18 protein-coding genes are annotated in these 21,079 nt (G+C 60.5%); 8 read left to right on the top strand and 10 right to left on the bottom strand.

The features are described 5' to 3' along the window. Positions 1–15 precede the first annotated feature (15 nt). Positions 16–750 (top strand): FadR/GntR family transcriptional regulator, encoded by a 735-nt coding sequence (locus ATU_RS14890; RefSeq protein WP_010972861.1) that lies wholly within the window; start codon positions 16–18, stop codon positions 748–750. 217 nt (positions 751–967) lie between these two features. Beyond that, positions 968–1,906: an AraC family transcriptional regulator gene (locus ATU_RS14895; RefSeq protein ID WP_010972862.1), complete on the top strand. Its 939-nt coding sequence runs from the start codon at positions 968–970 to the stop codon at positions 1,904–1,906. Between the two features lie 7 nt (positions 1,907–1,913). Here ATU_RS14895 and ATU_RS14900 read toward each other — a convergent pair whose 3' ends face one another. From ATU_RS14900 to ATU_RS14910, 3 genes are read right to left on the bottom strand one after another with little or no spacing between them, the layout of a single operon-like run. Next, positions 1,914–5,189, bottom strand: coding sequence for an error-prone DNA polymerase (locus ATU_RS14900; RefSeq protein ID WP_010972863.1), 3,276 nt, complete (start codon positions 5,187–5,189; stop codon positions 1,914–1,916). Then, positions 5,186–6,703 (bottom strand): Y-family DNA polymerase, encoded by a 1,518-nt coding sequence (locus ATU_RS14905; RefSeq protein ID WP_035257431.1) that lies wholly within the window; start codon positions 6,701–6,703, stop codon positions 5,186–5,188. Before ATU_RS14905 ends, ATU_RS14900 begins: the two co-directional genes overlap by 4 nt. Beyond that, entirely contained in the window at positions 6,618–7,382 is a 765-nt protein-coding gene (locus ATU_RS14910; RefSeq protein WP_010972865.1) for an ImuA family protein, read from the bottom strand. The genes ATU_RS14905 and ATU_RS14910 overlap by 86 nt, the downstream gene beginning before the upstream one ends. Before the next feature lie 217 nt (positions 7,383–7,599). Between ATU_RS14910 and ATU_RS14915 the strand changes: the two genes are divergently transcribed. From ATU_RS14915 to ATU_RS14925, 3 genes are all read left to right on the top strand, one after another. Continuing rightward, a complete protein-coding gene (locus ATU_RS14915; protein WP_035257550.1) occupies positions 7,600–7,953 on the top strand; it encodes a DUF1304 domain-containing protein in 354 nt (117 codons plus the stop codon). 5 nt (positions 7,954–7,958) lie between these two features. After that, a complete protein-coding gene (locus tag ATU_RS14920) occupies positions 7,959–9,230 on the top strand; it encodes a glycerate kinase type-2 family protein (protein WP_035257427.1) in 1,272 nt (423 codons plus the stop codon). 119 nt (positions 9,231–9,349) lie between these two features. Next, positions 9,350–9,598 (top strand): hypothetical protein, encoded by a 249-nt coding sequence (locus ATU_RS14925; RefSeq protein ID WP_035216164.1) that lies wholly within the window; start codon positions 9,350–9,352, stop codon positions 9,596–9,598. Between the two features lie 111 nt (positions 9,599–9,709). Here ATU_RS14925 and ATU_RS14930 read toward each other — a convergent pair whose 3' ends face one another. From ATU_RS14930 to ATU_RS14955, 6 genes are all read right to left on the bottom strand, one after another. Continuing rightward, positions 9,710–10,897 carry a Gfo/Idh/MocA family protein gene (locus tag ATU_RS14930; protein WP_010972869.1) on the bottom strand — a complete coding sequence of 396 codons (1,188 nt, stop codon included), beginning with the start codon at positions 10,895–10,897 and terminating at the stop codon, positions 9,710–9,712. Between the two features lie 21 nt (positions 10,898–10,918). Beyond that, entirely contained in the window at positions 10,919–11,971 is a 1,053-nt protein-coding gene (locus ATU_RS14935) for a sugar phosphate isomerase/epimerase family protein (RefSeq protein ID WP_010972870.1), read from the bottom strand. A gap of 144 nt (positions 11,972–12,115) precedes the next feature. Further along, entirely contained in the window at positions 12,116–13,189 is a 1,074-nt protein-coding gene (locus ATU_RS14940) for an ABC transporter ATP-binding protein (RefSeq protein WP_010972871.1), read from the bottom strand. A gap of 17 nt (positions 13,190–13,206) precedes the next feature. Next, positions 13,207–14,055, bottom strand: coding sequence for a carbohydrate ABC transporter permease (locus ATU_RS14945; protein ID WP_004438848.1), 849 nt, complete (start codon positions 14,053–14,055; stop codon positions 13,207–13,209). Next, entirely contained in the window at positions 14,048–14,980 is a 933-nt protein-coding gene (locus ATU_RS14950) for a carbohydrate ABC transporter permease (RefSeq protein ID WP_010972872.1), read from the bottom strand. The genes ATU_RS14945 and ATU_RS14950 overlap by 8 nt, the downstream gene beginning before the upstream one ends. Positions 14,981–15,051: 71 nt before the next feature. Then, positions 15,052–16,353, bottom strand: coding sequence for an extracellular solute-binding protein (locus tag ATU_RS14955; RefSeq protein ID WP_010972873.1), 1,302 nt, complete (start codon positions 16,351–16,353; stop codon positions 15,052–15,054). Positions 16,354–16,547: 194 nt separating this feature from the next. Between ATU_RS14955 and ATU_RS14960 the strand changes: the two genes are divergently transcribed. From ATU_RS14960 to ATU_RS14970, 3 genes are read left to right on the top strand one after another with little or no spacing between them, the layout of a single operon-like run. Further along, positions 16,548–17,747, top strand: coding sequence for an ROK family transcriptional regulator (locus ATU_RS14960; RefSeq protein ID WP_010972874.1), 1,200 nt, complete (start codon positions 16,548–16,550; stop codon positions 17,745–17,747). Positions 17,748–17,799: 52 nt separating this feature from the next. Next, positions 17,800–18,900, top strand: a complete 1,101-nt coding sequence (locus ATU_RS14965; protein ID WP_006314820.1) for a Gfo/Idh/MocA family protein — start codon at positions 17,800–17,802, stop codon at positions 18,898–18,900. 17 nt (positions 18,901–18,917) lie between these two features. Continuing rightward, positions 18,918–19,559: a ThuA domain-containing protein gene (locus tag ATU_RS14970; protein WP_004438834.1), complete on the top strand. Its 642-nt coding sequence runs from the start codon at positions 18,918–18,920 to the stop codon at positions 19,557–19,559. A 41-nt stretch (positions 19,560–19,600) separates the two neighbouring features. Here the strand turns inward: ATU_RS14970 and ATU_RS14975 are convergent, their stop codons facing one another. Next, positions 19,601–20,962: an amidase gene (locus ATU_RS14975; protein WP_010972875.1), complete on the bottom strand. Its 1,362-nt coding sequence runs from the start codon at positions 20,960–20,962 to the stop codon at positions 19,601–19,603. Positions 20,963–21,079 lie beyond the last annotated feature (117 nt).

The following is a 21,079-nucleotide window of genomic DNA, read 5'->3' on the forward strand; positions in this document are numbered from 1 at the left end:
CAAACGGAGGCTTTCTTGGGGCTGCTCGAAACGACGATAAGCGGGCGAAAACGCCGGAACAGCCACGCCCATGTGGTCTCCGAACTCGGCAGCGCCATCGTCTCGGGCAGGATTGCGGAGGGCTCGCTGCTGCCCAATGATGCCGAACTCTCCATGCGCTTCGGCGTTTCGCGCACAGTGTTGCGCGAAACCATGAAGACACTGGCGGCCAAACGGCTGGTGGAACCCAAGGCCAAGGTCGGCACCCGCGTTCTTGATCGCTCAAGCTGGAATTTCTTCGATCCCGACGTGCTGGGCTGGCGCTGCGAGGCCGGCATAGACCAGGAATTCGTCAAGCATCTGGCGGAAATCCGTCTGGCGCTGGAACCGGCGGCGGCAGCAGCAGCGGCCCTGCAGGCCTCCAATGACGACATCGTGTCCCTCTATGTCATCGCCGCCAAATTCGACAATCCGAAACATACGCCGGAAACCATCGCCAAGGTCGATCTCGAATTCCACCTGGCCGTGGCGCATATGTCCGGCAATCCCTTCATGCGCTCGGCAAGCGGGCTGATCGAAGCGGCCCTTGCCATTTCCTTCCAGCTTTCCTCGCCCGCCGCCTCGCCCGGCACCATCGCCGAGATCGCCTCCAACCATCTGCGCATCGTGCATGCGATTGCCGCGCGTGATACGGATGCGGCGGTGAAAGCCATGCGTCATGTGATCGAGGTGGGCAAGGACCGGACGCAGAACGCGATCAAGACGACCTGAAGGCGCGCGCCTCTGGCGCGGGTGTCTGCGCCTTGCCGCCGGGAAGGCGGCTGACCGGCAGAAACTCCGCTGCCACCAGCCCGAAGACGTGAGTCCTAAGCGAAACCGCGGCTGACCACTTTGCATCCGACTCTGCACGCTACGCGTGACATCCAGGCGTTTTCATGCCATAAAACCAAAATTCCTTAACCAATCGTCTGAATTTGCGAGAGCTGCCATGAATGATGCCCTGACAGAAATGCTGCGTGGCCTGAGGCTCGACGGCGTGGAGTATGGCCGCTGCCGCCTGGCGACACCCTGGGCGACGGCTTTTCCCGAACAGGACGCGGCGCGGTTTCATTTCATCGGCGTCGGTCAGGCGAAACTGCAGAAACCTTCCGGCGAATGGCTGACGCTGACATGCGGCGATGCCGTTCTTCTGCCCCGGGGCCACGCCCATGTGCTGGGCAGTGGTGAGAGTGTGACGCCGTCTCCCTTTGATCACTTCGGCAAAAAGGAAGTCTGTCAGGGTGTTTTCGACTTGCAATGCGCGAGCGCCGGCGGTGATACCGTGGCCTTTACCGCTTCGATGCGTTTCAACATGGATAATCTGCACCCACTCCTGCAACTGATGCCGGATGTGATGTTGACCAGCGATCTGGCCAAAAGCGATCCGGCCATTCCGCATTTGCTGGAAGCCATGACGCGCGAGGTGGAGCTCAATCGCGTCGGCGCAGGCGGCATTCTGGCAAGGCTTGCCGATGTATTGACCGCAACCCTGATCCGCACATGGGTGGAACATGGCTGCGGCGATTCCAGCGGCTGGCTTGCCGCCGTGCGCAATCCCGAACTCGGCCGCGTGCTGGCCGCTATCCATCTCAACCCCGAAAAGGACTGGAGCGTGGAAGAACTCGCATCGTTGATGGGTGCATCCCGTTCCAGTTTCGCGGAACGCTTCACCCGCGTGGTGGGCGAAAGCCCGGCGCGTTATGTGGTGCGCGTACGCATGCATCAGGCACGGCTGTGGCTGCGCGAAGGCATGCGCGTGACAGTGGCAGCGGAAAAGCTCGGCTATGATTCCGAGGCCTCCTTCAGCCGCGCCTTCAAACGTGTACTCGGCGCGCCGCCCAGCCAGTTCCGCAGGAAGGATGCGGCCGGGCTGGAGGAAGCAGCTTAAAAGCTTGTCAGTGGAAATTGCGGGAAATGACCTTTATCCGCTCGACCTCATCGTCATCATGGTTGGAGGGCGGCGGACGTTTCCTGATAGCACGATGATCATCCGGCATGCCGTGGTGGAATTCGTCGCCACGCCCGTGCGGCAGGGGAAAAGCATTGTTGCGCTCGCCCACGCTCGCCAGCGCATGCGACAGATCGGTCAGCCGGTGGGCGACCAGATGCACCACCTCGCCTTCCCGCTGGATCTTGCCGTAAATGCCGACCATGCCAGCGGACAGCACCACGCGCCGGTATTTTTCGAAGGTTTTCACCCATAGAACCGCATTGGCGATACCCGTCTCATCCTCCAGCGTCATAAAGATCACGCCCTTTGCCGAGCCGGGACGCTGGCGCACCAGCACCAGACCCGCCGTTTCCAGCCATGTGCCATCCCGCACACGCACCGCCTCCGCACAGGTGACGATGCGGCGGCGGGAAAGATCGCGCCGCAGGAAGGTCATGGGGTGTTCGCGCAGGGTCAGCCCCACATGGCCGTAATCCTGCACCACCTCGCCGCCATCAGTCATGGGCCGAAGCGCAACGGAAGGCTCCTGAAGCTCTTCGATAACGGCATTTTCCCTGATGGCGGCGGCGGCGAAAAGCGGCAGCGGCTCATCCCGCAGGGCCTTAATGGCCCACAGCGCCTCGCGTCTGGCAAGACGAAGCGAGGGCAGGAAGGCATCGGCTTCGGCAAGACACACAAGGGCAGCAGCTGGAACGCCCGCCCTTCGCCAGAGATCATCGACGGAGGCGAAAGGCCGATCCTGCCGGGCGGCGACAATATCGGCGGCGTGATCGTTGGAGAGCCCCTTCACCATACGCAGGCCAAGCCGCACGGCAAACCGCTCCTCACCCTTGTCATTCTTCTTGCCCGTGGGCTCCAGCGTACAATCAAAGCGGCTGTTATTAACGCAGACCGGGCGCACCTCGACGCCATGGTCGCGCGCATCACGCACGATCTGCGCCGGGGCGTAAAACCCCATCGGCTGCGAATTGAGAATGGCCGTACAGAAAATATCGGGGTGATGGCATTTCAGCCATGAGGAGGCATAGGCAATCAGCGCGAAAGAGGCCGCATGGCTTTCAGGGAAACCATAACTGCCGAACCCTTCCAGCTGCTTGAAGATGCGTTCGGCGAATTCCTTGTCATAGCCATTCGCCACCATGCCGGTGACCAGTTTTTCCTTGAATTTGGAAATAGTGCCAACGTTCTTGAACGTCGCCATGGCCCGGCGCAACTGGTCAGCCTCATCTGCGGTGAAATCGGCGCAATCCATGGCAATCCGCATGGCCTGTTCCTGAAACAGCGGAACCCCCAGCGTCTTTTTTAGAATATTTTCAAGTTGCGGTTTTTCATACAAAACGGGCTCTTTACCCTGACGCCGCCGCAGATAGGGATGTACCATATCTCCCTGAATGGGGCCGGGACGAACGATAGCGACCTGAATAACAAGATCGTAAAATTTGGCGGGCTTCAAGCGCGGCAACATCGACATCTGCGCCCGGCTTTCGATCTGGAAAGTGCCTAGCGTGTCGGCTTTTTGGATCATTGCAAACGTTGCGGGATCATCCGGTGGCATCGCAGCAAGATCGTATTTTTCCCCTGTGCGAGCCTCCAGCAGATCGAAGCCCCGCTTCATGCAGGAAAGCATTCCAAGCGCCAGGCAATCCATTTTCATGAACTTCACGATATCAATATCGTCTTTATCCCATTCGATGATCTGTCGATCATTCATGGCGGCTGGTTCGATCGGCACGAGCTCATCCAGCCTATCATGGGAAAGTACGAAGCCGCCCGGATGCTGACTGTGATGGCGTGGCGTGCCAACAAGCTGGTTGGCAAGCTCGAAAGCCAGTTTCAGGCGACGATCCTCCATATTGAGGTTTAGTTCCTTCACCTGTTTTTCGCCCACTCCTTCGCTCCAGCGCCAGACTTGCGAGGACAGAAGTTTGGTCAAATCCTCCGGCAGGCCCAGAACCTTGCCGACATCGCGCAGCGCCCCACGCCCGCGATAACGGGTAACGACGGAACAGAGCGCCGCCTTGTCACGACCATAGGTGTCATAGACCCACTGAATGACCTCTTCACGCCGCTGGTGTTCGAAATCCACGTCGATATCCGGCGGTTCTCCCCGGTTCTCGGAAACGAACCGTTCGAAGACGAGATTGCTGAAAAGAGCGGGATCGATGGCGGTGATGCCAAGCACAAAACAGATAACCGAATTGGCCGCCGAACCACGCCCCTGACATAGAATATCTTTTGAACGCGCATAACGGACAATGGCATTCACGGTCAGGAAATAGGAGGCATATTGCAATCTGCCGACAACATCCAGCTCATGATGCAGCGCCTTCTCCACTTTCTCCGGCAAACCGTTCGGATAACGCCCCGGCACCGCCTCCCAGACCATCTTCTCCAGCGCCTGCTGCGCCGTCAGTCCCGGCAGGCTGCGCTCCTCGGGATATTGATAGACCAGTTCCTTCAGCGAAAATTTGCAGCGTTTTGCAATTTCGAGGCTGCGGGAGAGCGCTTCGGGGTAACGGGCAAACAGCCGGTGCATCTCTTCCGGCGGTTTCATATAGCGGTCGGCATGGCGTTCGCGGCGGAAGCCCGCCTCGTCGATGGTGCAATTGTGCCTTATGCAGGTGACGACATCCTGCAGCATGCGCCGTTCGGGCACATGAAACAGCACGTCATTGGTAACAACAGTCGGCACGCCTGCGGCTTGCGCCATCCCTGACAGCTCGAAAAGACGCATCTGGTCGTTGGGTCGTCTTCGAAGACTGAGCGCCATATAGGCCCGGTCGGCAAAAGCTGCCTTCAACCGACGCAGGCGAAGCGCGCAGAGATCATCGGCCAGATCGGCGAGCAGCACCACGATCAGGCCTTCGCCATAGGCAACGAGATCGTCCCAACTCAGCCGGCATTTCCCCTTGCCGCCCCGTTTCTTGCCCACCGACAGCAGCCGGCAAAGCCGCCCGTAAGCCGCACGATCCATGGGATAAACAAGCACGGAAAGATCGTCATCCAGATCGAGGCGGCAGCCGATGACGAGGCGGACGCCATGATTATTGGCGGCCTCATAGGCCCGGGGGATAGCCGCAAGGCTGTTGCGATCAACGACGCCAAGCGCCTCTATGCCAAGGTTTTTGGCCTGTTCGAAAAGCTCATCGCAGGAGCTTGCACCGCGCAGAAAGGAAAAATGCGTGGTCACCTGAAGCTCGGCATAACGGGGCGCGCTCATGCGAAGACCCCGTGGATGAACCAGCCCTGTGAGCCCGTTTCGGCATGTTCGCCATCACCGGAGCGGAAAATCCAGAAGCGTTCTCCGCCTTCATTTTCCACCGTGAAATAATCGCGCACGGCGGCCTTTTCCCGGTCGCGTTTCCACCATTCACCGAACACCCGTTCCGGCCCGTCGGCGCGCCGCACATTATGGCGCTCGCCCTTCCAGAGGAAATAACGCGGCGGGTGGTCCGGCAGCAGGGCCAGCGTCTCGATGGGTTCCGGCCTTGCAAAAAGCCGGACCGGGCGCGGCCAGTGGCCGGGCCAGCCGAGCGTATCCTCAGGCGCAAGCGCCGCAACGCGGGCAAGAGAACGTTCCGGCACGTCGCTTGCCACCGCCGCATAACGATAGACCCTGTGGCCGCGATTGAGGATGACATCGACCGTATCGGCGATTTCCGCACGCCCCTCGTCCAGCAGTGAAGAACGAGCCTGCGCGGCGACAAGCGGCTCGGCATGGGTGGCGGTCAGCACCATCATCTCGATGCCGAAGCCGGGATCGATGGTGTCGATACGGTCGGTCAGAAGTCGGACAAGCTGTTTGACATCGCGCACCGGCCTGGAGGTGCCGGCCCGTATGGCCTGCAGGCCGCTATCCACCCGGTGCAGCACCAGATCGACCCGGCGGGCGCCGAGACCGCGCTTTTCCAGCGAGGCGCAAAGCGCCGTTACCAGCTTTTGGCTATAACGGGCAATCGTCTCCGCCGCAGCGATCGGCTCAGGAAAGACGCGCCGCACCTCCACCAGTTCGGCCACTCTCACCGGTTCGATGGGGTCGCCGATCTCCCCGAAAGCCTGGGAACGACGACGGACGAGTTCGGGGCCGAAACGCAGGGTGAGCGGCGCTCGCGGGGCTTCGGCAAGCTCGCCAATGGTGCGGAAACCGAGCACCTTCAGCCCGGAAACGATACGGTCCTCCAGCCTCAACGCGGAAAGCGGCAAGCCGCTGATCGCCGCTCTTTGGCCACCCGGCGGCACGATACTGATCTCCTCGCGGCTAAAACGCGCCAGCGCATGGGCCGCCCCCCAGCTATCGGCAATGGCGGCGCGGGCGGCAAAACCGGCGGCGTGCAGGCGGTTGAGCATGCTGCTCAGCATCAGCGCCTCATTGCCGTGAAGATGGTCCGCGCCTGATGTGTCCAGCACCAGCCCGTCCGGCGGGTCTGCGGCGACGATCGGGGCATAGATGCGCAGGAAATGAAAGGCCAGCTGCTGCAGGGCGCGGGCATCACCAGCCGCATCCAGATCTTCAACGAGGAGGCCCGGCACCAGTGCCTGCGCCTTGCTGACCGGCGTGCCGGGCCGGATGCCCGCCGCCCTGGCCGCCTTGTCGAGCGCCTGCACCAGCCGGCGGCTGCCCTGGCGGCCGATCATGACCAGCGGCGTTTCAACCGGCGGCGCGTCCTTGCCCGAAAGACGCCGGAAACGATCCGTCGGCCATGTCGGCAGGTAGAGCGAGACGACCCTTTGCATCACAGGCTTCCACTTCAAATTCGGCGCTTTCGCCGCCGCGACATCGCAAGAGTTCCAGAAACCAGCGTGGCCTGCCCACCCCCGGCACCGGCAGGGGCGAAGAGGGCCGCACGGAGATACGCCAGCGGGTGACGGCCGCCGTCGGTTCGCCGAACAGCGCCGCATCGGCCGGACGCCGGAAACGGCGGATGGCAATGCCGGTCACACCGGAGGTTTCCGCTGCCAGTTGCAGCCGCCGCGAGGCGGTCATCGGCAACTTTGACAATTCACCCATCACCGCGCCGAAACCGTTGCAGCGCAGTCCCTCCTCGAAACAGTCGAGCACGCCTTTTTCATCGCGGCATTCAACGATGATGAGCCGGTTATGCGACAGGCCGGCCTGCGTCAGGCCCGGCATGAACAGGTCCCGACGGGTGACACACCATAAAACCTTGCCGGAAAGCCTTGCCGCCACACCGGCTGCAAACAGCGCTGCTGCCGCGCCATCGGCAGCGCCATTGCCGCCGCCGCTCAGCTCATGCAGGCAACCGAGCTTCAACCCGCCTCCCGGCAGGTGATGGTCAATGGCATCCACGCCGAAAGGCAAGGTCTCGTGCAGCCGCTCAGGGCCGTTACCGATCCTTTCCAGCCTTTCACGCAGCTCTTCGACAACGAGCAACTGGTCCGCGCGTTTTTGCATGGCATGACAGGTTTCAATTCCGGATTTTCAATCTTGCTGTTCTTGTTTTGTTCCTATTTCAGTAAAGAGTCAAGCAACAGGCTGCCGGTCTTCAACAGTTTGCACGGAAAGAGGGGATTCTGGCCTTGCAGCGCTTCGTCCCGCCGTTAAAACGGAAATGTCTGCTCGCCCTGTGAAAACCGCGGGCGCCGGACACCATGGTTTGGAGGAACCGCCGATGATCGCCAGCATTCTGATTGCCGTGGTTGCGGCCATCCATATCTACATCGTCATCCTGGAAATGCTGCTGTGGGAAAAACCGGCCGGCCGCAAGGCCTTCGGTCTCTCGGCGGATTTTGCCCGGCAGACGAAAGTGCTCGCCGCCAATCAGGGGCTTTATAACGGGTTTCTGGCGGCCGGGCTGATCTATGGGCTCACACAGGGCGATGAAGGGCTGAGCTTCAAGGTGTTTTTCCTGCTGTGTGTCCTGGTGGCCGGTATTTTCGGCGCCGTTACCGCCAATATGAAGATCCTGTTCATTCAGGCACTGCCAGCCTTGTTTGCACTCGGATTTCTCTGGATCGGAGCATGAACCCGATGACCGCATGGAACGACACCCGCGCCAAAGATGCCCTCAACCGGATATTCATGGCGGCAGTCGCAAGTGCTGATCCGGCGAAGGTGTTGCAAAAGCATCTCCCATCCCCACCCAAGGGTCGCTGCGTGGTCGTCGGTGCAGGCAAGGCCTCAGCCGCCATGGCCGCAGCGCTGGAAGAGGCATGGCCGCATGTCGATCTCTCCGGTGTGGTGGTGACGCGTTATGGCCATGCGGTTCCGACCTCCCGTATCGAGATCATCGAGGCCTCCCATCCCGTACCTGATGACAAAAGTGCGGAAGCGGCCAAACGCATTCTCGCCGCCGTTGAGGGACTGACTGCCGACGATATGGTCATCGCGCTGATTTCCGGCGGCGGTTCGGCGCTGATGGTGGCGCCGGCCGAAGGCATGACGCTTGCCGACAAGATGGCCGTCAATCGTGCTTTGCTTGCCAGCGGTGCGACAATTTCGGAAATGAACGCCGTGCGCAAACATCTCTCCCGCATCAAGGGCGGACGGCTGGCGCTGGCCGCCAAACCGGCCAAGGTTGTTTCGCTGCTGATTTCCGACGTGCCCGGAGACGACCCCTCCGAGATCGCCTCCGGCCCGACGGTTGCCGATCCGAGTGATATCGCGACCGTGCGCGAAATCGTCGCCCGATACGGGCTCGATCTTCCCGAAACCGTGCGCAAAGTGCTGGAAAAGGGTGAGGAAACCCCGAAGTCTGGTGATATCGAAGAGGATGTCAGGATGATCGCGGCGCCCTCGCTTGCCCTGCAGGCGGCGGCGTATGAGGCCGTGAAGCTCGGCCTGACGCCGCTTATCCTCGGGGATTCCCTCGAAGGCGAATCCAGGGATGTCGGTGCCGTCATGGCCGGCATCGCGTCCTCCGCCAGCCGCAAGGGCCTGCCGGTCAAAGGTCCGGCCGTGCTGCTTTCAGGCGGCGAAACCACGGTCACGATTGGCAAGGGACCGGCCGGCAAGGGCGGCCGCAACACGGAGTTCCTGCTGAGCCTCGCGCTGACGCTGAAAGGCGCAGACGGCATCTGGGCGATTGCAGGCGATAGCGACGGCATAGACGGCGTGGAAGATGCGGCAGGTGCCGTGGTGACGCCGGATACGCTTGACCGTATTCGCGCCGCCGGTGTCGATCCGCGCCAATCGCTGGTGAGCCATGATAGCTATACCGCTTTCAAGGCGGCGGGCGATCTTGTCGTGACCGGTCCGACCCTGACGAATGTGAATGATATCAGGGCGATTTTGATATGGTGAAGGTGTAAGCGTTCGAGCCGGCTCTCCCGTCCGGCCGTGCGTATCCTCAGGCAGAGGCCGTTTTTGACTATGCCGCCGGAGAGGTATAAATTGGCGGCATATCCTTGGGAGCCTCAGCCATGCGTCTTGGAGTGCTCGTACCCGGCCTGATAGTGGCCCTTAGCCCCGCCTTGGCGGATGCCCATAATTGCAAATGCCGAAATCGCGGCACCATGTTCGAACTCGGCCAGACATCCTGCCTGAAGGTCGATGGTGCTTCTTATCTCGCGCGCTGCGAGATGAAGCTCAATGTTTCGTCCTGGACCAAGATCGAGGATGGCTGCCCGGTGACAGAGCGGACACAGCAGCAGTCGACACGCGTTAATTGATGTGTCGAGGCAGATCAGGCTCTGGAGCACGGAGGCGTATCGCAAAGGAAAGAAGCGAGCGGAGGCCGCTTCTCCCCCGAGGGGGAGAAGAAACCAGGCCGCAACGTTGTTTTACAGCTTCACCCAGCCGCCATTCTTCTTGCCTGACTCGATGCAGGCCGTGACGAAGGCCACACCTTTGACGCCGTCATCCACCGTCGGATAGATGACCGCCTTATCCAGCGCCGAACCGGTGCGGCGCGCCTCAATGGCATGCGCAGCCTCGGTATAGATGGTAGCGAAGGCTTCCAGATATCCTTCCGGATGGCCGGAGGGTATGCGGGTAACGCGAGCGGCTGCGGCCCCTGCCCCGGCCCCGCCGCGGGTGATCAACTGCTTCGGTTCGCCGAGCTTCGTAAACCACAGATAATTCGGATCGGCCTGCGTCCATTCGAGACCGGCCTTGTCGCCATAAAGGCGGATCTTCAGCCCATTTTCATGGCCGACTGCCACCTGGCTGCACCAGAGCATGCCCCTGGCGGGTTGCTTGCCGCCCTTGGGCTTGAAGCGCATCATCACATGAGCATTGTCATCGAGCCGACGGCCTTCGACGAAGGTATGCACATCCGCCGCCAGCTCATCCGCTTCGAGACCGGAAATGAAGCAGCCGAGATTATAGGCATGGGTGCCGATGTCACCGGTGGAACCGCCAACGCCAGATTGGGCCGGATCGGTACGCCAGACTGCCTGTTTCGCGCCGGTCTGTTCCACCGCCTCCGTCAGCCAGTCCTGCGGATATTCCATTTGCACCAGACGGATATTGCCGAGTGCACCGGCCTCCACCAGCTCGCGCGCATGCCGCACCATTGGATAACCGGTGTAGTTATGCGTCAGGATGAACAGCGCATCGGCCTTATCGGCCACGTCCTTCAGCTTTTTCGCGTCTTCGAGATTGGAAGTCAGCGGCTTGTCGCAGATGACATGGATGCCGCGCTCCAGGAAGGCCTTTGCAGCGGGATAGTGCACATGGTTGGGGGTGACGATCGCCACCGCCTCGATACCATCCTCGCGCAGCGCTTCTTTTTCGGCCATTTCTTCAAACGAGCCGTAGCAACGCTCAGAGTCGAGCCCCAGCTCACGCCCGGAAGCTAGGGATTTTTCCGGTGTCGAGGACAGGGCCCCCGCCACGAGATCGAAGCGATTGTCGAGCCGCGCTGCCATGCGATGAACGCCGCCGATGAATGCGCCCGAACCGCCGCCGACCATGCCGAGGCGAATCCGCTTGTTCGCCACGTCGGTTGTCTTTCCTTCAATAGCCATAATATTTCCCCTGAAATGCTTTCAAAGCCCAAGCATACGGCGGTTGGCCGCATCGTCGGTGCCACCAGATGCGAAATCGTCAAAGGCCTTTTCCGTGACGCGGATGATATGTGCCTTGACGAACTCGGCGCCTTCGCGCGCGCCATCTTCAGGGTGTTTCAGCGCGCATTCCCACTCGACCACGGCCCAGCCGTCGAAATCATTGGCCGCCATTTTCGAGAAGATCGCACCGAAATCAACCTGCCCGTCGCCCAGCGAGCGGAAACGGCCGGCACGGTTCACCCAGCCCTGATACCCGCCATACACGCCCTGCCGTCCGGTCGGATTGAACTCCGCATCCTTGACGTGGAACATCTTGATGCGATCCTTGTAGATGTCGATATTGTCAAGATAATCAAGGCATTGCAGCACGTAATGCGAGGGGTCGTAGAGCATGTTGGCGCGGGGATGGTTCTTCACCCGCTCCAGGAACATCTCGAAGGTGACGCCGTCATGCAGATCTTCGCCGGGATGAATTTCGTAGCAGACGTCGACGCCCTGCTCATCGGCATAATCAAGGATCGGCGTCCAGCGTTTTGCCAGCTCGTCAAAGGCGGTTTCCACCAGACCAGCCGGGCGCTGTGGCCACGGGTAGACGAACGGCCAGGCAAGCGCGCCGGAAAAGGTCGCATGCGCCTTGATGCCGAGATTCCTCGAGGCTTTCAGCGCAAACTTCACCTGCTCAACCGCCCACTCCTGGCGCGCTTTGGGGTTGCCGCGCACTTCCGGTGCGGCAAAACCATCAAAGGCTTCGTCATAAGCGGGGTGAACCGCAACGAGCTGGCCCTGCAAGTGGGTGGAAAGCTCCGTTACTTCCACGCCGTTCTGGCGCGCTACACCGGCGAACTCGTCGCAATAATCCTTCGATTCCGCCGCTTTTTTGAGATCGATCAGCTGGCCTGCCCAGCTTGGCACCTGCACGCCGGCATAACCTTTTTCCGCCGCCCATTTGGTGATGGCATCCCAGCTGTTGAAGGGGGCAACATCACCGGCAAACTGGCCGAGAAAAAGACCCGGGCCCTTGATCGTTCTCATTAAAATCTCCTCCTGCATCGATACAGTTGCGCGGTAACCCGCTTTTTTCTCCAGCGCCAAGCTAACCGCTCGTAGTTTTCAAACAAGCCCCAAAAGCGGAGGGACAAAAGAATTTTCGCACTCCACTAAAAATGCACATGGCGCTTAAAGCGCCAGGCCGCTCGCCCTGTCGAAGACATGCACACGCTCATGATGCACGGTGGCGGCGAAGGGCGTATTGACCTTCACCGGCTGCTCGCCATCCACCACCGCCGTCACCTGATCACCCGCCAATTCAAAGACCACATGCGTCTGCGCGCCGGTCGGTTCCACCAGCACCGTTCGTCCGGATAGCGCAATATCGCCGCCGATGCTCGAGCCGATATGTTCCGGTCTCAAGCCAATCGTCACCGGCTGGCCGCGTTTGACCTTTCTGGAGGCGGCAATGCGGATCGCGGTTCCATCCTTCAGCCGGGCAGCGGGCTGGTCGCCCTCGCCGTCGACCACGCCTTCGATGAGGTTCATGGCGGGTGAGCCGATAAAGGCGGCAACGAAGAGATTGGCGGGCGTCTTGTAAAGCTCGAGCGGCGTGCCCTGCTGTTCGATGCGGCCGTGATTGAGCACCACCACCCGGTCCGCCAGCGTCATGGCTTCGATCTGGTCATGGGTGACATAGATGGATGTCGTGCCGACCTTCTGGTGCAAAGCCTTGATTTCGCTCCGCATCTGTACGCGGAGCTTGGCATCCAGGTTGGAGAGCGGCTCATCGAACAGGAAAACCGCCGGATTGCGCACCACTGCGCGGCCCATGGCGACACGCTGGCGCTGGCCGCCGGAAAGCTGCGAGGGCTTGCGATCCAGAAGCTTGCCGAGATCGAGCATGCGGGCGGCTTCCGCCACGCGCTCCTCGATGACGTTTTTCGGCTGGCCGGCGAGCTTCAGGTTGAAGCCCATGTTTTCGGCCACCGTCATATGCGGATAAAGCGCATAGGACTGGAACACCATGGCGATGTTGCGTTCTCGCGGGGTCATGGAATTGACTACCTTGTCGCCGATGAGAATATCCCCATCGGTGATTTCCTCCAGCCCGGCGATCATGCGCAGCAGCGTGGACTTGCCGCAGCCCGAAGGCCCGACCAGCGCGATGAATTCGCCGTCGGCTATATCAAGCGAGATGCCGTGAATGACATCGAGTGCGGCATAGGACTTGCGGATATCCCTAAGTTCGACGGAAGCCATATTTTGCTCCTTTCAAGTCACGATTTGACGGCACCGGCCGTCAGGCCCGCGATGATGTGTTTCTGGGCGAGGAAGAAGACGATGACAGTCGGCAGGATCGTCAGCGTGATGAAGGCGAGCACGAGTTGCCATTCGGTGCCGAATTCGCCGCGATAGACCATGATGCCGAGCGGCCAGGGATATTTCGATTCCGAATTCAGCATGATCAGCGGCAGGATGTAGCTGTTCCAGCTGCCGACAAACGAAACGATGCCAACGGTCGCCACGATCGGCCGCGAAAGCGGCACGGAAATATGCCAGAAGAACCGTAGATAACCGCAGCCATCCACGAAGGCTGCCTGAAACAGCTCGTCCGGCAGATTACGGAAGTAATTGCGGAACAGAAGGATGCTCATGCCCAGCCCGAAGGCCACCTGCGGCAGAACCACGCCCCAATAGGTGTCGAGCAGGCCGAGATCGCGGATGCGGATGAACAGCGGCAGAATGGCGGTGGCCGCCGGGAACATCAGCCCCAGCAGGAAATAATTGAGCAGGAAGGACGAGCCGAAAAACTTCACATGCGCGAAGGTGAAAGCCGCCATGGCCGAGACGGTCAGCGTCAGGAACACCGTCAACAGCGCGATAACAAGCGAATTGAAGATTTGCAGCCAGTAGCGTTTGCCGAAGAGAATATCGCCGTAATTGGCCCATTGCCATTCGGCCGGAATGCCGAAGGGGTTGACGCGCAGGTCCCCCAGCGTCTTGAAGCCGCCAAGCGCCGTTGTCAGAAGCGGGATGAGCACGATGGCCGCAATCAGGCTCAGCGATATATAAAGATAAAGCTTGGTTTGCAGCGGCATGCGGACGGAGGTGGAGGTGTCAGTCATGGCGCATGAAAATCCTTTTGTAACCGAAGGCGAGCGTTACGCAGATGACGAAGAGAACGACGCCGACCGCGCTGCCAAGCCCCACCTGCATGCGCATGACGCCGTAGGTGTAAAGGAAGGTGACCATGGTCTGCGTGGAGTTGGAGGGGCCACCGCCGGTGAGCGGCATGATCATGTCGAACAGCTGCAGCGAGCCGATGACCGCAAAGAACACGGAAAGGCGCACCGTGGAGCCAAGCATCGGCAGCGTGACGTAACGGAATTTCTGCCAGCCCGACGCGCCGTCGATTTCTGCCGCTTCCAGCACGTTCTTGTCGACGGACTGAAGCCCAGCGATAAACAGCATCATGTGGAAACCGAAATATTTCCAGACGATGACGCCGAGCACGGCATAGATCGCCACATCCTTGTCGGCCAGCACGTAGGGATTGGCGAAGCCGAAGAAATTGGAGATGGCGGCGAAAAGACCGTAATCGCCATCATAAACGAAACGCCAGATCAGACCCGCCGCAACGTCAGCCAAAACATAGGGCAAAAAGAACACCAGCCGGAAGGCGACGACGCCGGGAATACGGTGCGCCAGCATCATGGCGAGCCAGATCGCCAGCGGAATCTGGATCAGGATCGAGATAAGGATGATCAGGCCATTATTCATCAAGGCCTGCGAGAAGGCGGCATTGCCGAACAGGACCTGGAAATTCTTCAAGCCCACGAAATCGGTCGGCGTGCCGTATCCGTTCCAGCGATAAAGGCTGTACCACGCCGCCTCGCCCATGGGCAGGATGACGAACAGGGTAAAGAGCAGAAGTGCCGGCGGCAGAAACACCAGCAGGGTCAGCGCCCGGTCATGTGCGACCGAGCTTTGCTTGCGCTTTGCCGCGCGCCGCGCCGGTATGGACGCAGAAGTCATGGAAATATCCGTCATCTCTATCCGCTTTCATGGAGGCAGATAGGCGGCGCCACATATTCGGCGGCGCCACCATGGAAATCGTCAGATCAGCGCAGTTCGAATGCGTCCTGAATCTGCTTGGCGCCTTCCTCTGCGGTCATCTGGCCGGACACGATCTCAACCGAGACGTCGTTGACGACGCGGCCGACGGCAGCACCCAGCGTCTGGTCGAAGAAGTTCTGGTGCCAGGTGGAGGCGGCAAGCTGCTTGGCGGAATCCGCGAGCAGCGGGTTTTTCACCGCACCGGCAGCGCCCGTTGCAACCGGCAGGATCATGCCAGCGGTCGCCATCTTCTCTTCGCTTGCCTTGCTGGTCAGGAAGGTCGCGAAATCGATCGCTTCCTTGGAAGCGTTCTTGGTGAGCGCCCAACCGTTCAGGCCGCCCAGCGTATCGGTGGCCTTGCCGGCGCCGCCTTCAACGACCGGGAAGGCAAAGCGGCCGATATTTTCGGGGGCGAGCCCCTTGCCGTCGCCGGCATTCTTGCGCTGGTTGGCTTCGGTATTATCGAAGCCGAGGATGATCGCCGCCTTGCCGTCCCCGAAGACGCCGAGCGCCTGCGGCCAGGTGGAGCCGAGATAACCGGGCTGGAAAGGTTCGAGCTTGCCGAACTCGGCCAGTTGCTCACCCGCCTTGATGATGGCAGGGTCCATGAAGCCTTCGCCTTCGCCCTTGCGGGCGGCGTCAAACACGGGCTGCCCGCCATTGCGCATGACGAGGTAGCTCCAGTAGAAATGGATCGGCCATTTCTCACCGCCACCGCCGGCAATCGGCACGATGCCCGCGTCCTTGATCTTCTTGACTGTTGTGCTGAAATCCGCCCAGGTCTTGATATCCTCGGCCTTCACGCCGGCCTTGGCGAACAGCTCCTTGTTGTAAAAGAAGCTGACGAGGCTGACCCGATACGGCACGGCCCAGACCTTGCCGTCAAAAGACAGGCCGTCGATTGCGGAGGCATTATAGGCCTGGCGCAGCTTGCCGCCATCGGCATCGAAAACTTCGGTCAGGTCCTTCAGCGCTCCGGTTTTGGACTGCTCTTCAAGGACGCCGCCGCCCCAGCTGTAAAAGAAGTCAGGCACGTCGTTGGATTGCAGCAGCGTCGGCAATTTTGCCTTGAAGGCCTCGTTTTCAAGGAACTGCAGCTGAACATCGACATCGGGGTGCTTGGCCTCATATTCCTTGGCAATCTCCTCCCAGACAGCCACGGATTTCGGGTCAAGCTCCACATGCATCCATTTAACGACCGTCGCGGCCGAGGCGCTTGCGGCGCCGAGCATGAGAGCAATACTTGTCGTTGTGGCAAAGCCTGTCAGCTTGCCGCCCAGGCTTGCGCCTGCGTGCCAAATCGTCATGATGGTGATCCTCCCTCGGGGATTTCCTCATTTATTCCCCAATGCGGATTAATTCATATCAGGGTTCGCTCATTGTCAAGGCACAATGCCGATTTTTTGCGCTTAACGCTTGACACACCCCACCCCCACCCCGTTATTTAATCCGCATTCCGATATAAATCGGGAAGCAACGGCATTGATCGCAGCAGGACACCATGAAGACCGCAGACCCAGAATTGATGCGCGCGATCAACAGGCTGAGCGTGCTGGACAGCATCCGCCGCCACGGGCCGATCTCGCGGGTGGAAATCAGCGAAAGAACGCAGCTCTCCACCACGACCGTTTCGGCGATCACCGCCTCGCTGCTGGATGACGGGCTTATCCTTACCCGCCATATCGGCGATATCCGCACCGAAGGCGCACGCGGCAGACCGCGCGTGATGCTGGAGCTGAACCCGGATGCCGCCCGCGTAGTGGGTGCCAAGATCGCCGCGAACCGCATGGTTTTCGTCGTCACTGATTTCTGCGGCAATGTGTTGTCCACTCTTGCCCTGCCGATCCGTGTAGACCGCCAGCCGATCGGCGTCATTGCCGATCTGGTGGAAGACGGGGTGCGACGTTGCGTGGTCGATGCCGGACTGTCGCTGGAAGATGTGGACATGGTCTGCCTTGGCCTGCCAGGCGTCATCGAACATCGCACCGGCAGGATCCGCAGCAGCCCTATCCTGCGGGAAGTAAACGTCAATTTCGCCGAGGAAATGACGGCGCGGCTGAATTCGCCGACCATCATCGAAAGCGACGCCCACGCCATCACGCTCGCCCACCACTGGTTCGGCCATGCGCGTGACCTCGAAGACATGGTGCTGATTTCGCTCGAACAGACGCTCGGGCTTGGCGTGCTGCATCAGAACCAGCTCTTCCGCGGTGCGGGCGGCCTCAGCCACAATCTCGGCGATCTCGTCATCGGCCTTGCCAATGAAGGCACGGTGCGGCTGGCAAGCCAGGCGGGCGAAAATGCCATTCTTGGCTCTCGTCCGGTGGACGGACGTTTTGCCGAGGCGATCCGGCTCGGTCGCGGCATGCAGCATGCCCATGCGCTGATTGCGGCGGAAGACCACGATCTCATCGCTGCGGCGTTGCGCGCCGGTGCGGCCCTCGGCCTGACACTTGCCAATATCGTCACGCTGTTTGCGCCGCCGCGGGTCATCATCACGGGCTCCAGTCTGGAGCTTGGCGAGCCCTTCATCACCAGCATTCGAAACAGCTACAATGCTGCCGTGCCGCCATCACTGGCCGGCGTAGCGGAGCTGGTTTTCGACATTGCGAGCGACGACTTATGGGCGCAGGGGGCTGCGGCCGTCGCGCTTTATGAACTTTACGAATCGCCATGGAACACCACGGGGCCGGCGCTCTAGCCGAAAGGCTCGTGCACAGGATTCGGCATTTCTGATTTACGGGAGGAATCACATGAAAAAGGTCGGTATCGGCATCATCGGCTGCGGCAACATTTCCAGCGCCTATCTCAAGGCCATGGCCTCGTTTCCAATTCTCGATATTCGCGGTCTGGCGGATATGAACGAGGAGGTGGCGAAGGCCCGCGCGGCAGAATTTGGCCTTCAGGCAACAAGCGTCGACGCGCTTCTTTCTGACCCTTCAGTGGAAATCATCGTCAACCTGACGATCCCCAAGGCGCATGTGGAAGTGGGTCTGCGAGCGCTGGACGCCGGCAAACATGCCTATTCCGAAAAACCGCTGGGCATCAATTTCACCGAAGGCAAACGTCTTGCGGATGCGGCAAAAGCAAAGGGCCTGCGTATCGGCTCGGCGCCGGATACATTCCTCGGCGGTGGCCACCAGACAGCACGCCGGTTGATCGACGAGGGGGTGCTGGGCCAGCCGGTCGGCGGAACGGCCACTTTCATGTGCCCCGGCCATGAGCGCTGGCACCCCAACCCCGCCTTCTATTACGAGGTTGGCGGCGGGCCTATGCTGGACATGGGCCCCTATTACATCACCGATCTCGTCAATCTGTTCGGCCCGGTCGCCAAGGTCGCAGGCTTTGCCATTGCGCCGCGCAATGAGCGTCTTATCACCAGCGAACCGAAGAACGGCGAGAAAATCCCTGTTCATGTCGCGACTCATGTCTCCGGCGTTCTGGCGTTTGAGAATGGCGCTGTGGTGCAAGTGGGAATGAGCTTCGATGTCGCCGGCCATAAACATGTGCCGCTGGAAATCTACGGCACGGAAGGCACACTGATCGTGCCCGACCCCAACCACTTCGGCGGCGAGGTGCAATTGCTGAAAAAGGGCGGCCAGTTCGAACCGCAGGCGCTGTCATCCCCCTATGCTGATGGCAATTACCGCTCGATCGGCGTGGCGGACATGGCCCATGCGATCCGCGAAAACCGTCCGCACCGCGCCAATGGCGATCTTGCGCTACATGTGCTGGAGGTCATGGAAGCTTTCCAGACGGCATCGGACAGTGGCACCACCGTTTCCATCACCACCAAGGTGGAGCGCCCTGCTCCGCTTGAAACATCGCTGGTCGACGGCCAGCTCGGCAAATAATCCTGAGGAGGAAATAAATGCGCGAAGCACTCATCGTCTGGGGCGGCTGGAGCGGCCACGAGCCACAGGAATGTGCCACCATCGTCAAGGACATTCTGGAGGAAGACGGGTTCAAGGTCTATGTCGAGCATAGCACCGAAGCCTTCGCCGATCCTTCAGTGCATGATCTCAGCCTTGTGGTGCCGATCGTCACCATGTCGAAGATCGAGAAGGAAGAAATCAAGAACCTGACGGCCGCCGTCGAAAACGGCGTCGGCATTGCCGGCTTCCATGGCGGTGCAGGCGACAGTTTCCGCGAATGTGTGGAATATCAGTTCATGATCGGCGGCCAGTGGGTCGCCCATCCCGGCAATATCATCGATTACACGGTCAATATCACCCGGCCGGATGATCCGCTGATGGAGGGGATTTCCGATTTCCCCTATACGTCGGAACAATATTACATGCATGTCGACCCCTCGAACGAGGTTCTGGCGACAACGACATTCACCGGCGATCACGCCTGGTGGATCGACGGCGTGGTGATGCCGGTCGTCTGGAAGCGCAAATACGGCAAGGGCCGCGTCTTTTATTCGGCACTCGGCCATCAGGCCAAGGAATTTTCCGTGCCGCAGATGAAGACCATGTTCCGCCGCGGCGCCAACTGGGCCGCACGCTAACGGTTGCATCGAGAGCGGCCCTGAAAGGCCGCTCTTCCATCTTACCAGTCACGGATAATTTCTTCCGCAGCCATCGCAACACCCAGCAGACGGTCGTCCGTTCCATACAGGCCCGAAAGCAGCAGGCCGACCGGCATGCCTGCCTCGCCGGTTCCGCAGGGAATAGACACGCCACAGTGATCCAGGAAATTGCCGATCTGGGTGTTACGCAAGGTCTTGGCATTCATCGCGAAAAAGGCATCGTCATTTTCAACCAGCGGCGCCACCTTGGCCGCGACATGTGGCAATGTCGGTGAAATCAGAATCTCGTCCCTGCTGATCATGGCGGAAAACGCCGCCATCATCCGGTCGCGCGCCTCGATGATGGCGATATAATCAGGCATGGAGATATTCGCTCCGAGCCTTGTTCGCACGACCACGCGCGGGTCCATGCGCGCGGCGTCGGCACCTTCAAGTCGGGCTTTGTGCAGGGAAAAGGCTTCCGCCGTCACCAGCGCGCCCTTTTCCCTGATGAGATCGAACAATTCCGAAAAAACCGGAAATGCCTGCCGCCGAACCGAAGCGCCGGCACGGACCAACCGTTCCACCGCCTGTTCGAATGCGGCCGCGACGCCCGGCTCGATGCCATCAAAAACCACCGTTTCCGGCACCACCAACGACACGCCGGACAAAGGCATGCGCGCCAGATCCGCAGCCGTTCTGCCGCGCATGGCGGCATCCACCCAGACGGCGTCCTGCACGGTGCGGGTAAGCGGCCCGAGCGAATCGAGGCTTTTCGCCAGAGGATAAACCCCATGCATCGAATAGCGGCCACGGCTCGCCTTATATCCAACCACGCCATTGAAGGCGGCCGGAATGCGCACCGATCCACCCGTATCCGTACCGATAGCCACCGGCACCAGACCGGCGGCAACGACAACGCCCGCTCCCGATGAAGAACCGCCCGGCAGGCGATGGCCATCCGTGGAGACGGGATTGCGCGGCGTACCGTAATGCGGGTTGATGCCGAGACCGGAAAAAGCGAACTCGCTCATATTGGTGCGGCCGATGGAAACCATTCCGGCCTGCTTCAGCGCCGCCACCACATCCGCATCGCGGGACGCAGGCGCATCATCCGACAATACCTTCGACCCGGCAGTCGTGGGCATCCCCTCGAGATCGAACAGATCCTTCCAGGCCACCGGAATCCCATCGAGCACGCCGCAGGAACGGCCCTCGCGAATGCGTTTCGAGGCGCTTTCCGCCTCCGCCATGGCCCGCGCCGATGTTACGCTGACAAAGATCGCCTGGTCATCCTCTTTGCCGATCGCATCCAGCGTCTCCTCCGCCAAGGCGCGCGGATCGAGATGGCCGCTTTGGATAAGAACGGAAAGCTGCGCGATGTTTTTGCCCCGGTGAGCCATGATATCTTCCCTGAAACCCGCATGTCGCGCTCAACATGCCGTTTCTCGGCCACTTGGCAAGGCCAATCACCACAGCCATGATCAACCGGGCGGCGTAAAATAACCCCGCGCTGCGTT

The sequence above is a fragment of the Agrobacterium fabrum str. C58 genome, from assembly GCF_000092025.1.
Lineage (GTDB): Bacteria > Pseudomonadota > Alphaproteobacteria > Rhizobiales > Rhizobiaceae > Agrobacterium > Agrobacterium fabrum.

What these genes read in the sequence shown, in the direction of transcription:
- ATU_RS14895 (WP_010972862.1), top strand. Translation starts at nt 968, where the DNA reads ATGAATGATGCCCTGACAGAAATGCTGCGTGGCCTGAGGCTCGACGGC.
- ATU_RS14900 (WP_010972863.1), bottom strand. Translation starts at nt 5,189, where the DNA reads ATGAGCGCGCCCCGTTATGCCGAGCTTCAGGTGACCACGCATTTTTCC.
- ATU_RS14905 (WP_035257431.1), bottom strand. Translation starts at nt 6,703, where the DNA reads ATGCAAAGGGTCGTCTCGCTCTACCTGCCGACATGGCCGACGGATCGT.
- ATU_RS14910 (WP_010972865.1), bottom strand. Translation starts at nt 7,382, where the DNA reads ATGCAAAAACGCGCGGACCAGTTGCTCGTTGTCGAAGAGCTGCGTGAA.
- ATU_RS14915 (WP_035257550.1), top strand. Translation starts at nt 7,600, where the DNA reads ATGATCGCCAGCATTCTGATTGCCGTGGTTGCGGCCATCCATATCTAC.
- ATU_RS14920 (WP_035257427.1), top strand. Translation starts at nt 7,959, where the DNA reads ATGACCGCATGGAACGACACCCGCGCCAAAGATGCCCTCAACCGGATA.
- ATU_RS14925 (WP_035216164.1), top strand. Translation starts at nt 9,350, where the DNA reads ATGCGTCTTGGAGTGCTCGTACCCGGCCTGATAGTGGCCCTTAGCCCC.
- ATU_RS14930 (WP_010972869.1), bottom strand. Translation starts at nt 10,897, where the DNA reads ATGGCTATTGAAGGAAAGACAACCGACGTGGCGAACAAGCGGATTCGC.
- ATU_RS14935 (WP_010972870.1), bottom strand. Translation starts at nt 11,971, where the DNA reads ATGAGAACGATCAAGGGCCCGGGTCTTTTTCTCGGCCAGTTTGCCGGT.
- ATU_RS14940 (WP_010972871.1), bottom strand. Translation starts at nt 13,189, where the DNA reads ATGGCTTCCGTCGAACTTAGGGATATCCGCAAGTCCTATGCCGCACTC.
- ATU_RS14945 (WP_004438848.1), bottom strand. Translation starts at nt 14,055, where the DNA reads ATGACTGACACCTCCACCTCCGTCCGCATGCCGCTGCAAACCAAGCTT.
- ATU_RS14950 (WP_010972872.1), bottom strand. Translation starts at nt 14,980, where the DNA reads ATGACGGATATTTCCATGACTTCTGCGTCCATACCGGCGCGGCGCGCG.
- ATU_RS14955 (WP_010972873.1), bottom strand. Translation starts at nt 16,353, where the DNA reads ATGACGATTTGGCACGCAGGCGCAAGCCTGGGCGGCAAGCTGACAGGC.
- ATU_RS14960 (WP_010972874.1), top strand. Translation starts at nt 16,548, where the DNA reads ATGAAGACCGCAGACCCAGAATTGATGCGCGCGATCAACAGGCTGAGC.
- ATU_RS14965 (WP_006314820.1), top strand. Translation starts at nt 17,800, where the DNA reads ATGAAAAAGGTCGGTATCGGCATCATCGGCTGCGGCAACATTTCCAGC.
- ATU_RS14970 (WP_004438834.1), top strand. Translation starts at nt 18,918, where the DNA reads ATGCGCGAAGCACTCATCGTCTGGGGCGGCTGGAGCGGCCACGAGCCA.
- ATU_RS14975 (WP_010972875.1), bottom strand. Translation starts at nt 20,962, where the DNA reads ATGGCTCACCGGGGCAAAAACATCGCGCAGCTTTCCGTTCTTATCCAA.